Annotated in this window: 10 protein-coding genes; 5 read left to right on the top strand and 5 right to left on the bottom strand. The window is 37.8% G+C overall.

Features of this window, described 5'->3' with window-relative positions; genetic code table 11:
• Positions 1 to 37 precede the first annotated feature (37 nt).
• The 5 genes from H344_RS0100645 to H344_RS0100625 all read right to left on the bottom strand — a co-directional run bounded on the left by H344_RS0100645 (position 38) and on the right by H344_RS0100625 (position 5,666).
• Entirely contained in the window at positions 38 to 1,309 is a 1,272-nt protein-coding gene (locus tag H344_RS0100645) for an NAD(P)/FAD-dependent oxidoreductase (protein WP_026808514.1), read from the bottom strand.
• A gap of 320 nt (positions 1,310 to 1,629) precedes the next feature.
• On the bottom strand, positions 1,630 to 3,087 hold the full coding sequence (locus H344_RS0100640; protein ID WP_026808513.1) for a NupC/NupG family nucleoside CNT transporter: 1,458 nt from the start codon (positions 3,085 to 3,087) through the stop codon (positions 1,630 to 1,632).
• Between the two features lie 26 nt (positions 3,088 to 3,113).
• A complete protein-coding gene (locus tag H344_RS0100635; protein WP_026808512.1) occupies positions 3,114 to 3,746 on the bottom strand; it encodes a bifunctional nuclease family protein in 633 nt (210 codons plus the stop codon).
• Positions 3,747 to 3,835: 89 nt separating this feature from the next.
• The gene (locus H344_RS0100630) at positions 3,836 to 4,804 is read right to left on the bottom strand and encodes an electron transfer flavoprotein subunit alpha/FixB family protein (RefSeq protein WP_026808511.1); all 969 of its coding nucleotides are present in this window, start codon (positions 4,802 to 4,804) and stop codon (positions 3,836 to 3,838) included.
• A 115-nt stretch (positions 4,805 to 4,919) separates the two neighbouring features.
• A complete protein-coding gene (locus H344_RS0100625) occupies positions 4,920 to 5,666 on the bottom strand; it encodes an electron transfer flavoprotein subunit beta/FixA family protein (RefSeq protein WP_026808510.1) in 747 nt (248 codons plus the stop codon).
• 185 nt (positions 5,667 to 5,851) lie between these two features.
• Here H344_RS0100625 and H344_RS0100620 point away from each other — a divergent pair, with 185 nt between their 5' ends.
• The 5 genes from H344_RS0100620 (at position 5,852) to H344_RS0100600 (ending at position 13,962) form a co-directional block, all read left to right on the top strand.
• Entirely contained in the window at positions 5,852 to 6,829 is a 978-nt protein-coding gene (locus tag H344_RS0100620; protein WP_026808509.1) for a pyruvate dehydrogenase complex E1 component subunit beta, read from the top strand.
• A 155-nt stretch (positions 6,830 to 6,984) separates the two neighbouring features.
• Positions 6,985 to 9,480, top strand: coding sequence for a DUF5686 family protein (locus H344_RS0100615; RefSeq protein ID WP_026808508.1), 2,496 nt, complete (start codon positions 6,985 to 6,987; stop codon positions 9,478 to 9,480).
• A 68-nt stretch (positions 9,481 to 9,548) separates the two neighbouring features.
• Positions 9,549 to 10,079 (top strand): inorganic diphosphatase, encoded by a 531-nt coding sequence (locus H344_RS0100610; protein WP_026808507.1) that lies wholly within the window; start codon positions 9,549 to 9,551, stop codon positions 10,077 to 10,079.
• A gap of 114 nt (positions 10,080 to 10,193) precedes the next feature.
• Positions 10,194 to 12,611: a sodium-translocating pyrophosphatase gene (locus H344_RS0100605; protein ID WP_026808506.1), complete on the top strand. Its 2,418-nt coding sequence runs from the start codon at positions 10,194 to 10,196 to the stop codon at positions 12,609 to 12,611.
• A gap of 85 nt (positions 12,612 to 12,696) precedes the next feature.
• Entirely contained in the window at positions 12,697 to 13,962 is a 1,266-nt protein-coding gene (locus H344_RS0100600) for an MgtC/SapB family protein (protein WP_026808505.1), read from the top strand.

The following is a 13,962-nucleotide window of genomic DNA, read 5'->3' as shown; positions in this document are numbered from 1 at the left end:
TATTAATAGAGTCTTATGCTTGTTTAAGTGAAAGGGGTTAGGACTTTCTTTCGCTTGGCTTAATAATCATTCTAAAAGATTGGTCCTTGTAGATGTAATATCCTATCCAATTGTATAGGGTGCGTACTTTATTCTTAAAATTCACTAAGCCCATAATATGGACAAATATCCATATGAACCATGCTGAAAATCCCTTGAGGTGGTATTTTTGTTTGGGAAAATCCATTACCGCTTTATTTCTTCCAATGATGGCAAGTGATCCTTTGTCTTTATAGGTAAAGGGAGTCCATTCCTGAGGGGCTACATTTAGGTTGTGTGCTAAGTTTTTTGCTTGTTGCAGCGCAGGTTGAGCCAATTGAGGGTGTCCGTTAGGATAGTTATCGTCTCCCATAACTAGGGCACTATCTCCCAAAGCATAAATATTCTTATACCCGTCTACCAAATTAAAGACGTTTGTTTTTAAGCGTTTCCCTTGGCCATAGCTTTCTTTAGCGAAACCTTTAAAAGCTTTGGCTGATATCCCCGCAGCCCAGATTAAATTCTTGGTGGGAATTTGTGTATTGTCGGATAAGTAAACGGTCTCATCCTTAAAATCCTTAACTAGGGTGTTGAGTTTGATTTTTACGTTTAGTTTGTTGAGCTGACTATGGGTGTAGTTTTGCGAGTTTTTGGACATAGCAGCTAGTACGGCATCTTGGCCATCTATGAGGTAGATGTCGCCTAAGTCTTCCTTGCTTAATTCAGGATAATCTTTTGTAATAATAAACGACCTCATTTCTGATAAAATTCCGGAGAGTTCTACTCCTGTAGGTCCGGCGCCAGCAACTACAAAAGTGAGAAGCTTTTTACGTTCCTGGGAATCTTTTAATCTTGTTGCGCGATCTAACCTAGTAAGGATTACATTTCTCAAGGAAAGAGCGTCACTTATTGTTTTCATTGGTAAACTCTTTTCTTCAATATTGGTATTGCCAAAAAAGTTAGATTCTGCACCAGTGGCCATTACCAATATGTTGTACTTTAATTCACCGTTGTTAAGTACAATTTTATTTTCTGATGGTACCACTTCTTTAAGTGCTCCCAGTCTAAAGTGAACACTTTTCTTGTCTCGTAAGATTTTCCGAAAAGGATAGCTGATGGCTGAAGGCTCCATAAAGCCTGTAGATACCTGATAGATTAATGGCGGAAAGAAGTTGTAGTTATTACAATCTACTAGAATGAGTTCGTATTTGCTAGAATTCCCTAGTCTTTTTACCAATTCTAGGCCTGCAAAGCCACCGCCTACCACAATTATTGTCTGCTTCTTTTTCATTCCTCGTTATAAAATATAAAGATAGTGGCAATTGATGAAAATAGATTGTAAAGCTGAATTTTATTTTAACTCTAAAGACTATAGTGATTGTTTAAACAAATCAGTAGAAGCCTCAATATACCTACTAGTAAATTTATCTAAATTATAATTTCGTTTTGTGAAGGGGAAATATGATATAGGATTTTTCAGGTTGTTGGTTTGTGTTAACCTTCTCAAAGTAAATATGTAGTATTATTAAAATATGAAAACCCTTCTTAATTACTATTAGGGTTAGTATGATATAAATACGCTAAATTCTAAAAACGATTACTAGGATTTATTTACCCTAAAATCATCCCTGCGATGGCAGCAGAAAGAAGGGATGCTAAGGATCCACCCAATACCGCTTTCATTCCAAATTCAGAAAGGGTCTTCCGCTGACTAGGAGCTAATGAGCCTATTCCTCCTATTTGTATACCTATAGAAGCGAAGTTAGCAAATCCGCATAGCATATAGGTAGCCATTATAATGGACTTGTTGTAAGTGAAGTGTGTTGCATTGGCTATATCTTTTAGTCCTGCTAATTGTATATATCCAACAAACTCACTCGCGGCGAGTTTAATACCTAATAATTGCCCCATTAACATTATATCTACCGATTCAACTCCTATAAGCCACATTAGAGGGGCGAATATGGTGCCTAATATAGCTTCTAAAGATAGTTTTTGATAGGGGGAACTGGCGGCAATCCAAGCGTTTAAATTAGTAGCATCTCCCGTCCAGTTTAATATTCCATTTATCATCGCGATAAAGGCTACAAAAACTAAAAGCATGGCGCCCACATTAACTGCAAGTTTTAGCCCTTCTGTGGTACCGTTTGCTATAGAGTCTAAGATGTTGGATCCTATTTTAGAGGAGGAAACCTGAACATCGGTATTAACAGCTTCTGTCTGAGGATATAAAATTTTTGAGACTACTATAGCTCCCGGTGCGGCCATTACTGATGCAGCCAATAAATGTTTTGCAAATTGAAGTCGTAATAAGGGGTCGTCACCTCCTAGGAAACCGATATAAGCGGCTAATACCGCTCCAGCTACCGTAGCCATACCGCCAATCATTACTAGTAGAATTTCAGATCGACTCATTTTTTCCAAATAGGCCTTAATTAATAAAGGTGCTTCGGTCTGGCCTAGAAAAATATTTCCAGCAACGCTGAGGCTCTCCGCACCAGATATTCCTAAGGATTTGGATAATAACCATGCTAGGCCTTTAACTACCTTTTGTATAATTCCTAAATAGAATAGTAGGGAAGTAAGTGCCGAAAAGAAAATAATAGTCGGCAGAACTTGAAAAGCAAAGATAAATCCAAAAGTATCCATGTCTATTACCAAGCCTTCAAAAAGAAACTTACTACCAGCTCGGGTATAGTCTAATACGCTTACAAAAAGCTGTCCGCCAAACTCAAATATTTTCGATACAAAACTCAGATCAAACCTATAACCAAAAGCATTAAATCCAATTCTATTGCCTATTAAGATGCAGATGGCAAGCAGAAGCTGAATAAGGAGTCCGATACCTACAGTTCGCCAATTAATTGCTCTTCTGTTAGCGCTAAAAAGATAGGAGATAAAGAGTAATACCACCATACCCAATATTCCTCTTCCGATACTGTAAAAAGAAACCCCCTCATTAGGGATTATCTCGGCAGAGCTGGGGTTGGCAGTAACACTAATTTCTTGGGCTACGGAAGGAAACGCAAACAACAATAATATTAATAGGATCCAAAACTTATTTTTCATCCAGTAGCACTTGATTTGAGTTATGATTATTTGCGTTTGGAAATTTCATCCCTAAGTTTTGCAGCCTTTTCGTAATCCTCACTAGCAACTGCCTTATCTAGTTCTGTATGTAGTTCTTCTAGACTAAGTTCTTTGTACTTGTCTGGTGAGCCTGGATTAATCTCTACTGTTTCACCCTCTTGTAAGATTTCATCTACCATAATACTATCGTCGGTTTCTTCATCTTTATCTTTTTCCTTTGAAGAAAACTTCAGGAAGATACCGGCTTTGTCTAAGATAGTTTTATAAGTAAAAATAGGTGCATTAAACCGCAATGCTAAAGCAATAGCATCACTAGTTCTTGCATCTATAATTTCTTCAATTTTGTCTCGCTCACATATAATACTAGAGTAAAAGACACCATCAACCAACTTATGGATTATAACCTGTTTGATAACAATGTCAAACCGGTCTGCAAAATTTTTAAAAAGATCATGTGTTAAGGGGCGAGGTGGTTTAATTTCTTTTTCCAAAGCTATAGCAATGGATTGGGCTTCAAACGCACCAATAACTATAGGTAGTTTGCGGTCACCTTCAACTTCATTCAATATAAGGGCATATGCGCCATTTTGCGTTTGGCTATAAGATATTCCCTTTATTTTTAATCTAACTAAGCTCATATGTATTATTAAACAATAAAAGGCTGTACAAATAACTGGAAGGACCAAGTTGACTTGCACAGCCCTTTAGGGGCACAAATTAATAAAAATTAAGTGCTTTGACTCTTAAATTCCTTTAATTTTTCGATTAGTTTGGGAACTACTTCAAAAGCATCACCTACAACACCGTAGTCCGCTGCTTTAAAAAATGGAGCTTCAGGATCGGAATTAATCACCACTTTCACTTTGGAAGCGCTTACCCCAGCTAAGTGCTGAATAGCGCCAGAAATACCTATGGCAATATATAAATTGGTAGCTACTGGTTTCCCTGTTTGTCCTACGTGCTCTCCGTGAGGTCTCCAACCAAGGTCTGAAACAGGTTTAGAACAAGCAGTTGCTGCTCCTAGTACTTCCGCTAACTCCTCAATCATACCCCAATTCTCTGGACCTTTAAGTCCACGTCCTCCGGAAACTACAATATCGGCATCTGCAATAGTAGCTTTACCAACTACTTTGTCTATATCAACCGAGGTGGTGCCAAAGATGTTTTCGTCTAAGGAAGGGCTAAAGTCCTCTGCGTTGGCGGTAGTTTTGTTTTCTATATTTCCAAATGAATTATTGGAAACCCCAATAATCTTAATATCGGACTTAAGTTCTGTATGAGCAAAACCTTTATTACTAAAAACGGTTCGCTTTACCTTAAAAGGGCTAGTGCTTTCTGGTGCTGCTACTACATTAGGAACATATCCTCCTTTTAGTAATGCCGTTAATATAGGAGCTAAATATTTAGCATCCGTGCTAGAACTTAAGATAATTACTTTGGCACCTTCTTTATCTGCCGCTTGTTTAAGAACGTGGGCATAGGCTTTTGCATTAAAAGGTTTTAAATTTTCCGCTGTAACATTTAATACTTTAGAAATTCCGTAGTCGCCTATGGATGCTGAATCTTCGGTGTTGATAGCAACCGCAGTGGCTGTAGTGTTCATTTGCTGAGCTACCTCATAGGCGTAAGAGGCAACTTCTGCAGCATTCTTTTTAAGTTTTCCGTTTTCGGACTCCGTATATACTAAAACTGACATAGTTGTTTTTTATTTATAGATCATAGCTACATTATATATAAGGTAATGGATTGCTTGATCTTTTTTGTTTAAAATTGATTTTTTTTTGCTGAGGTTTCTATAGTGGTCTCTTTAATTAGATCACTTTTGCCTCGTTGTGTAAAAGGTTGATCAATTCGTCTAAATTATCAGCGTCTACCATCTTAATACTTCCTTTTGGCGCTGGTTTATCAAATGTAAGGTCTTCTGTTGTACTGTTAGCATCAACAGGCTCCACAACATGTAGCTTTTTTTGTCTGGCCATCATAATTCCTCTCATATTTGGAATTTTAAGGTCGCTTTCAGAAACCAACCCTTTTTGTCCTCCAATTACTAGAGGAAGAGTCGTAGTTAATTTTTCTTTTCCGCCATCTATTTCTCTTACTGCAGTGGCCTTATCTCCTTCTATTTCTAGGCTTATACAAGAGTTTACAAAGTTCATATCTAATAAGGTGGCTAGAATACCAGGTACCATACCTCCATTGTAATCTATAGATTCCCTTCCGGCAATAACCAGATCGTACGCCCCATCTTTTATTACGGCAGCCAATTGCTCTGCAACAAAAAAGCCGTCTAAAGGCTCGGCATTAACTCTTATAGCCTCGTCCGCTCCAATGGCAAGCGCTTTTCTTATTGTAGGTTCCGTAGTAGGTCCGCCTACAGTAGCTACATGTACGGTAGCTCCTTGTTTTTCTTTGAACCACATAGCTCTAGTAAGACCAAATTCGTCATTGGGGTTAATCACAAACTGAACACCATTGGTGTCGAACTTGGAATTGCCATCTGTAAAGTTAATTTTAGACGTTGTATCTGGAACGTTGCTTATGCACACTAAAATCTTCATATAAATAGTTTTTTTTAAATCGGTTTTTTTAGAATCACAGCTAAGATACTCATTAAATTTCAAAATACTATGCATGCATAATACATTTTTGAGGTTTTTTTAATTATTTAGCTCTTAGTATTGATATAATATTTCCTATTTTTGCTTGCACTTTTAGAATTTAACAAAAGAATTCCAGTTTACAGATGAAAACAATACAGTTTAGGGAAGCTATTCAGGAAGCAATGTCCGAGGAGATGAGAAGGGACGAGTCCATTTACTTAATGGGGGAGGAAGTTGCAGAATATAATGGAGCCTATAAAGCTTCTAAAGGGATGTTGGATGAGTTTGGTCCAGAAAGAGTAATTGACACACCTATTTCGGAATTAGGATTTGCAGGTGTGGGCGTAGGCTCTGCTATGACCGGGAATAGACCAATTATTGAGTTTATGACCTTTAACTTTTCCTTGGTAGGGATAGATCAGATTATTAATAATGCGGCTAAGATAAGACAAATGTCTGGTGGTCAGTTTAATTGTCCTATTGTTTTCCGTGGACCTACGGGTTCTGCGGGTCAATTGGGTGCAACGCATTCACAAGCCTTTGAAAGTTGGTATGCGAATTGTCCTGGATTAAAGGTAGTTGTTCCTTCCAATCCTAAGGATGCTAAAGGATTGTTGAAATCTGCTATCCGTGATGATGATCCGGTTATTTTTATGGAATCGGAGCAGATGTACGGTGATAAAGGAGAAGTTCCTGAAGGTGAATATACTATTCCTTTGGGTGTGGCAGATATCAGAAGAGAAGGTACAGATGTAACAGTGGTTTCTTTTGGTAAGATTATTAAGGAAGCTGATAAGGCTGCTGATGAATTGGCAAAAGAAGGTATTAGTATAGAAATAATAGACTTGCGTACCGTGAAACCATTGGATTACGAGTGTATAGTAAAGTCTGTAAAGAAAACAAACAGATTGGTTATTTTGGAAGAAGCGTGGCCTTTTGGAAACGTGGCGACCGAAATCACTTATCATATACAAGCAAATGCATTTGATTATTTAGATGCGCCAATTGCTAAAATTAATACTGCCGATGCTCCAGCACCATATTCTCCAGTTCTTTTTGCAGAGTGGTTGCCAGATCACGAAGATGTAATCAAGGCAGTTAAAAAAGTGATGTATAAATAAGAGCAAAACAAATAAAATCTTTGGGCTTCGTTAACGTTATTTTTCTGTTAACGAAGCTTTTATATTAAATCCCTCTAGTGATAAAGTAGGTAGCTGCGGTTTTCCGTCCTTTTAATACTAAAAGATAAATTTAGACAGGTTTTACAAATAAGACCATGAGAACATTCTTATTACTCCTACTTTTTGGCACCCTTCAATGCGCTTTTTCACAAACTAAGGTGGGTGGAGTAGTGGTAGATGAGGAAGGTGAGCCTGTGGCCTTTGCTAATGTATTGTTTAGAAATTCTACAGAAGGCACTATTACCAATGATGATGGAAGGTTCTATATGGAATCTGACAATACTCACGATACCTTACTAATTTCTTTTCTTGGGTACGAATCGCAGGAAATAGCTTTAACGGCAAAGACTACTGTTAAAATGAGAGTAGTGATGCTAGAAGCTAGCGAGCAACTTAATGAGGTGGTGTTGTATTTTGGTAAAACAGACAAAAAGAACAATCCAGCTATAGACATCCTTAAGAAGATTTGGGCGAAAAAACGGAGCAATGGATTAAACATGTTTGACCAGTACCAATATGATAAGTACGAGAAAATACAGTTTGATCTAAATACTATAGATAGTGCTCTTATAAAGAGTAAGGTTTTTAAAGGACTCGAATTTGTTTTTAATGACCTAGATACCTCTAGAATTACAGGGAAAACCTATTTACCTATATTTTTGGATGAAACCTTTTCTAAGGTCTATGGTGACAATACTTCTAATATATCTAAAGAAGATGTCTTAGGTAGTAAAAATTCTGGCTTTCAAAATAACCAAGCTATCATTGCTTTTGTAGAAGATCTTTACTCCGATTATGATATCTATAACAACTACCTGAAATTTTTTGATAAGAGCTTTACAAGTCCCCTGTCTAAAACTGGTGTAGACACCTATAACTATGTGCTTTCTGATAGTGCATTTATAGATAATAAGTGGTGTTATAATATTGTTTACTATCCTAGAAGAAAGAACGAGCTAACTTTTAAAGGTAATTTTTGGGTAAACGATACCACCTATGCAGTAAAAAATATAAATCTAGCAGTAACCAAGAGTGCTAATATCAACTGGGTAAAGGAGATTTATATAGAACAGGATTTTGAGGTGGTTAATGATTCTGTGTTTCTGTTGAAGCGAGACTATATGTTATCCGATTTTAGTTTTTCTAAGAAAGAAGAGTCTCGTGGAGTATATGGTAAACGAACTACCGTATATGATAATTACCGTTTTAATGAGCCTAAGCCAAAAGAATTTTACAAGACTAAAACAGATCCATTTGACCCTTTAGTTTTAAATAGAGAAGATACCTTTTGGGAAAACAACCGATTAGAATCTTTAAATAAGGATGAAAGAGGGGTTTATAAATTATTAGATACGTTAAAAACCGTTCCTAAATTTAAGTCGTACTATAATTTAGTTAGCATATTAGGTTCAGGATATGTAGAGATTGATAAATGGAACCTAGATTTAGGGGAAGTGTTCAGCGTTTTTGGGTATAATGAAGCGGAAGGTGTTCGCTTAAGGGCTGGAGCACGTACTTACTTTGGCCAGAATGATCCTTGGCGTTTAGAAGGTTATATGGCTTATGGATTTGGAGATGATAAGGTAAAGTATGGAGTATCTGCAAAATTTTTGTTAGACAAGGCTATGCGTTTAATCATTTCTGGAGGAACTCAAAGAGATGTAGAGCAATTAGGGCTTAGTTTAACCGCTACAAATGATGTATTGGGAAGGAGTGTTGCTTCTTCATCGGTCTTAACAGTGGGCTCTAATGATAGGCTTACTAATATAAACTTGTCTACATTTAATTTGGAAATGGAGCCGGTAACCAATTTAAGGATTGGCGTAGGGGGTAGCTTTAGAACGCTTAGCTCGGCATTACCAGAGAAGTTTAATTTGGACTATGTAGATCTAACGTCTCCAACGGGAGTTAAATCTGAGGTTAAGCAGTTTAATATAAATACATCTTTAATCTATACTCCAGGAAAACGCACTATTGGGAATGGGGTAGAAAGAAAGAATATTAATGACAATTACAGTACTTTGCTGTTGTCTTATACCAAAGGGGTGAAAGATATTCTTGAGAGTGATTTCGATTATAAGAAGATTCAGTTTAGCTATACTCAGCCTTGGGAAGTAGGAGGTTTTGGCAGACTATTAAGTACAGTAGAAATTGGTAAGACTTATGGGGAGGTGCCACTAGGGTTGTTAAGTCCTATTCCTGGGAATCAAACATTTTTCTCGGTATACAATACGTTCTCTAATCTTAATTTCTATGAATTTGTTACCGATACCTATGCCTCTGTTCATTTAGAGCATAATTTTAATGGGCGGATTTTTTCAAGGATTCCTGTGATAAGAAACTGGAATTTAAGAGAGATTGTTGGTCTTAGAGGGGTTTGGGGTGAATTATCTGATGAAAACAAGGCTTTAAGCGCTCCAGCAAATATTCCACTTATGGCACCCTCGGGTACCCCATATTGGGAGTATTCTGTGGGGGTAGGGAATATTTTTAAAATATTAAGGGTCGATTTTAACTTTAGGGGTAATTATTTAGATGCTCCCGAGGCAAGGCCTTTTGGGGTGACTGGATCATTTGGATTTTATTTCTAAACGGTTTTTAGTCATTTCGAACAAAAATTTTATTAAATTGATAGTGTAATTAGAATAAAAACAAACTTATGAGTAACGATGAAATTACCTCGTTCGACGTATTGATCGAAATACCAAAGGGTAGCAGAAACAAGTATGAATACGATTTTGAATTAAAGAAAATACGTTATGATAGGATGATTTTTTCATCTATGATGTATCCTGCGGATTATGGTTTTATACCGGAAACACTTGCTTTAGACGGAGACCCGTTAGATGTTCTTGTATTGGTAACCGAGGCTACCTTCCCAGGATGTGTGATGGAAGTAAAACCTATTGGGGTGTTTCATATGGCAGACGAAAAAGGTCCAGATGAAAAAGTGATCTGTGTGCCTGTTTCAGATCCAGTTTGGAATAGAATTAATGATCTTTCTGAGTTAAATCCGCATTTGATAAAAGAGATAGAACACTTTTTTAAGGTTTATAAGGATTTAGAGAAGAAGAAAGTAGATGTAGGTGGATGGGGTCAGTTAGAGGCCGCTAAGGAAATTGTAGCTAAATGTATCCAAAGATTTAAAGATAGTGATGTTCCAGCAAAAGATGTGAGCATTAAGTATTAGATCTTTTAATTTCTTACAAACACAAAAAGCAATATTATCTAGGTAATATTGCTTTTTTTATTCTGTCTTATTTTACTACATTTAACAACGAACCAATCAACTAAAACTTAATAAATGGAATCAATAATTATTTATGTGCCAATAATTATGGCGCTTATTGGCCTTGCTTTTATGGCGGCAAAAAGATCTTGGGTATTAAAACAAGATGCAGGAGACGGTAGAATGAAAGAAATTTCGGAGTATATCTATGAGGGGGCCTTAGCATTTTTAAAAGCAGAATATAAATTATTAACCTTTTTTGTAATAGGAGCTAGTATTGCTTTGGCGGTAGTTTCCTTTATTGTGCCAACCACGCATATTCTTATCGTAGTAGCTTTTATTTTTGGAGCTTTTTTCTCGGCTCTAGCTGGAAATATGGGAATGAAAATCGCTACTAAAACCAATGTAAGGACTACGCAGGCGGCACGTACAAGTTTGCCACAGGCACTAAAGGTTTCCTTTGGAGGTGGTACTGTAATGGGGCTTGGTGTTGCTGGTCTGGCAGTTCTTGGGCTTACTGCGGCCTTTATCCTTTTGTTTCAATTTTTTATGAATGGCACTTGGAGCTCTACAGATGATATGACTATTGTATTGGAGACCTTAGCTGGATTTTCTCTAGGTGCAGAATCTATTGCTCTATTTGCTAGAGTAGGAGGCGGAATTTATACTAAAGCGGCAGATGTAGGTGCAGATTTGGTTGGTAAAGTAGAGGCGGGGATTCCTGAAGATGACCCTCGTAACCCTGCTACCATTGCAGATAATGTTGGAGATAATGTTGGAGATGTTGCTGGGATGGGGGCAGATTTATTTGGTTCCTATGTTGCTACTGTTTTGGCGGCCATGGTATTGGGTAACTACGTGATAAGGGATATGGGGGGTGCTATAGATGATGCCTTTAACGGTATAGGCCCTATACTGTTGCCAATGACTATTGCTGGCTTTGGAATTTTATTTTCTGTTATCGGTACTATGTTAGTGAAAATAAAAAGTAATGATGCCAAAGAGAAGCAGGTACAAGGTGCTTTAAATGTTGGAAACTGGGTTTCTATAGGGCTAACCTTAATTACTTCTTATGTTTTGGTGATCTATATGTTGCCAGAGACCATGAAAATGGAATTTTTTGGTGAGGGGTTAAAAGATATTTCCTCTATTAGAGTGTTTTATGCCACTGTAATCGGATTGGTTGTAGGGGGTGTAATTTCTTCTATTACCGAGTATTATACTGGTTTAGGTACTAAGCCCGTGCTAGCTATTGTTCAGAAATCTAGTACAGGGGCAGGAACTAATGTGATTGCTGGTTTGGCAACGGGGATGATTTCTACCTTCCCAACAGTATTGGTATTTGCTGCTGCAATTTGGTCTTCTTATGCTTTAGCAGGCTTTTATGGAGTGGCATTAGCAGCTTCGGCTATGATGGCTACTACTGCTATGCAATTGGCAATTGATGCCTTTGGGCCTATTGCTGATAATGCAGGAGGAATTGCTGAGATGAGTGAGCAAGACCCAATTGTAAGGGAACGTACAGATATTTTAGATTCCGTAGGAAATACCACTGCGGCAACAGGAAAAGGATTTGCTATTGCTTCTGCGGCGTTAACCTCTTTAGCTTTGTTTGCAGCCTATGTTACCTTTACAGGAATAGATGGAATAAATATCTTTAAAGCCCCTGTTTTAGCTATGCTTTTTGTTGGGGGGATGATTCCTGTGGTGTTTTCTGCTTTAGCAATGAACTCTGTTGGGAAAGCAGCTATGGATATGGTGTATGAGGTGAGGAGGCAGTTTAAAGAAATTCCTGGAATAATGGAAGGAACAGGAAAACCTGACTATGCGAAATGTGTAGATATATCTACCAAAGCTGCCTTACGTGAAATGATGCTGCCTGGAATATTGACAATAGGGTTTCCTATCGCTATCGTTCTTTTAGGAAAATTAGTTTATGGAAGCGACAATCAGTTGATAGCAGAAATGTTAGGAGGGTATATGGCTGGTGTTACCGTATCGGGTGTATTGTGGGCTATATTCCAGAACAACGCTGGTGGTGCATGGGATAACGCAAAAAAATCTTTTGAAGCGGGAGTAGAGATTAATGGGGAGATGACCTATAAAGGATCCGATGCCCATAAGGCCGCTATTACCGGAGATACCGTAGGAGATCCTTTTAAAGACACTTCTGGTCCCTCTATGAATATCCTTATAAAACTTACCTGTTTAATCGGATTGGTGATTGCTCCTATCTTAGGTGGCCATGAAATAGAATCTGGGGTTGTCAAGAAAGAAATACAGATAGAAGTGAATTCGGATTTTGAAGGTATGGCGCAGGCTGTGGTAAATTATACAGTTATTGAAGATAATATCTCAGAGAAAAAAGAGGTGATATTTAGTGGAACTCATGATGAGGTAGAAGCGCAGTTGAAAGCCTTTGAAAAAACTACCGTTAACAGTGAAGATGCTAATATTAAAATGGTCATTGATAAGGTAGAAATTGAAAAATAAGTTATAAAATTAATATTTTAATACTATATTAAAACCTCGTTTAAAAAGCGGGGTTTTTCTTTTCTAAAGGAAATATTAATGTGAAATGAACTATAATGATTTAGTGACATTAGGGATTGCCTTCGGGTTAGGACTTTTGGTTGGACTTCAGCGGCAGAAATCTAATGATGAAATGGCCGGTGTTCGGACATTTACCCTAATTGGAGTTCTAGGTGTGTTAGCGGGGTTTTTAACCCGAGATTATGGGAATCCCTATATATTGCCAGCGCTGGGTATTGCAGTATCAGCTCTTTTGGTAATTGCAAACTTGGTTAAGTTTAAGTCGCTTACGCAACCCGATATTGGTCAGACAACAGAAGTGGCTGCTTTATTGATGTTCGCTATTGGTGCCTATTTAGTAATGGGCGATAGGGTGTTGGGAGTGATAATGGGCGCTTCCATGGCGGTCTTGCTGCACCTTAAGGATTGGCTTCATAGTTTTATAGATCGATTAAAAGATAAGGATATCGCTGCTATAATGACCTTTGTAGGTATCTCATTAGTGGTGCTACCTATTTTACCCAACAAGACCTTTGGACCTTATGATGTATTAAACCCGCAGAATATTTGGTTGATGATTACTCTTATAGTAGGATTAAGTGTAATAGGGTATTTTATTTACAAGTTTGTAGGGAAAAAAGTAGGGATAATTTCAAATGGGGTTCTAGGAGGGTTAATAAGTAGTACGGCAACTACGGTAAGCTATGCTAAAAAGACTGCGGATACCCCTAGTATAGGCAAACTAGCTGCTTTTGTGATCACAACAGCCTCTACAATTGCATTGGCAAGGGTAATGGTAGAGGTGATAGTAGTTGTGCCTGATAAACTGCCCGAAATGCTTTTGCCTTTAATGTCTCAATTTGTGATAATGGCTTTGGTGTGTGTGGTGTTATTTTATACGATAACGAAGGACAATTCTGATGAAAGGATGCCTGAGCCCAGCAACCCTGCACAATTTAAGAGTGCTTTGATTTTTGGATTGCTCTATGGTCTTATTTTATTGGCCGTGGCCTTTGCGAAAGAGGAGTTTGGAAATGAGGCGCTATATGTTGTTGCTATAATTAGTGGGCTCACAGATGTAGATGCTATTACCCTCTCGTTATCCCAACTTGTAAAAGGTGGCACTCTGGAAACTACTGCAGGGTGGAGGCTAATATTGTTGGCTTCCCTTTCCAATTTGGTTTTTAAAGGAATATTGGCAGCTGTTATGGGTACAAGGGAACTAGCAAAATGGATCGCTTTTTCCTTTGGGATTGCAGTTGTAGCAGGGATGTTTTTAATTTGGCTGTGGCCATCAACTTGGCATTTTTAG

It is taken from the genome of Arenibacter latericius DSM 15913 (assembly GCF_000424985.1).
Lineage (GTDB): Bacteria > Bacteroidota > Bacteroidia > Flavobacteriales > Flavobacteriaceae > Arenibacter > Arenibacter latericius.
This window is presented reverse-complemented; position numbering and strand designations above follow the sequence as displayed.

What these genes read in the sequence shown, in the direction of transcription:
- H344_RS0100630 (WP_026808511.1), bottom strand. Translation starts at nt 4,804, where the DNA reads ATGTCAGTTTTAGTATATACGGAGTCCGAAAACGGAAAACTTAAAAAG.
- H344_RS0100610 (WP_026808507.1), top strand. Translation starts at nt 9,549, where the DNA reads ATGAGTAACGATGAAATTACCTCGTTCGACGTATTGATCGAAATACCA.
- H344_RS0100605 (WP_026808506.1), top strand. Translation starts at nt 10,194, where the DNA reads ATGGAATCAATAATTATTTATGTGCCAATAATTATGGCGCTTATTGGC.
- H344_RS0100600 (WP_026808505.1), top strand. Translation starts at nt 12,697, where the DNA reads ATGAACTATAATGATTTAGTGACATTAGGGATTGCCTTCGGGTTAGGA.
- H344_RS0100620 (WP_026808509.1), top strand. Translation starts at nt 5,852, where the DNA reads ATGAAAACAATACAGTTTAGGGAAGCTATTCAGGAAGCAATGTCCGAG.
- H344_RS0100645 (WP_026808514.1), bottom strand. Translation starts at nt 1,309, where the DNA reads ATGAAAAAGAAGCAGACAATAATTGTGGTAGGCGGTGGCTTTGCAGGC.
- H344_RS0100615 (WP_026808508.1), top strand. Translation starts at nt 6,985, where the DNA reads ATGAGAACATTCTTATTACTCCTACTTTTTGGCACCCTTCAATGCGCT.
- H344_RS0100635 (WP_026808512.1), bottom strand. Translation starts at nt 3,746, where the DNA reads ATGAGCTTAGTTAGATTAAAAATAAAGGGAATATCTTATAGCCAAACG.
- H344_RS0100640 (WP_026808513.1), bottom strand. Translation starts at nt 3,087, where the DNA reads ATGAAAAATAAGTTTTGGATCCTATTAATATTATTGTTGTTTGCGTTT.
- H344_RS0100625 (WP_026808510.1), bottom strand. Translation starts at nt 5,666, where the DNA reads ATGAAGATTTTAGTGTGCATAAGCAACGTTCCAGATACAACGTCTAAA.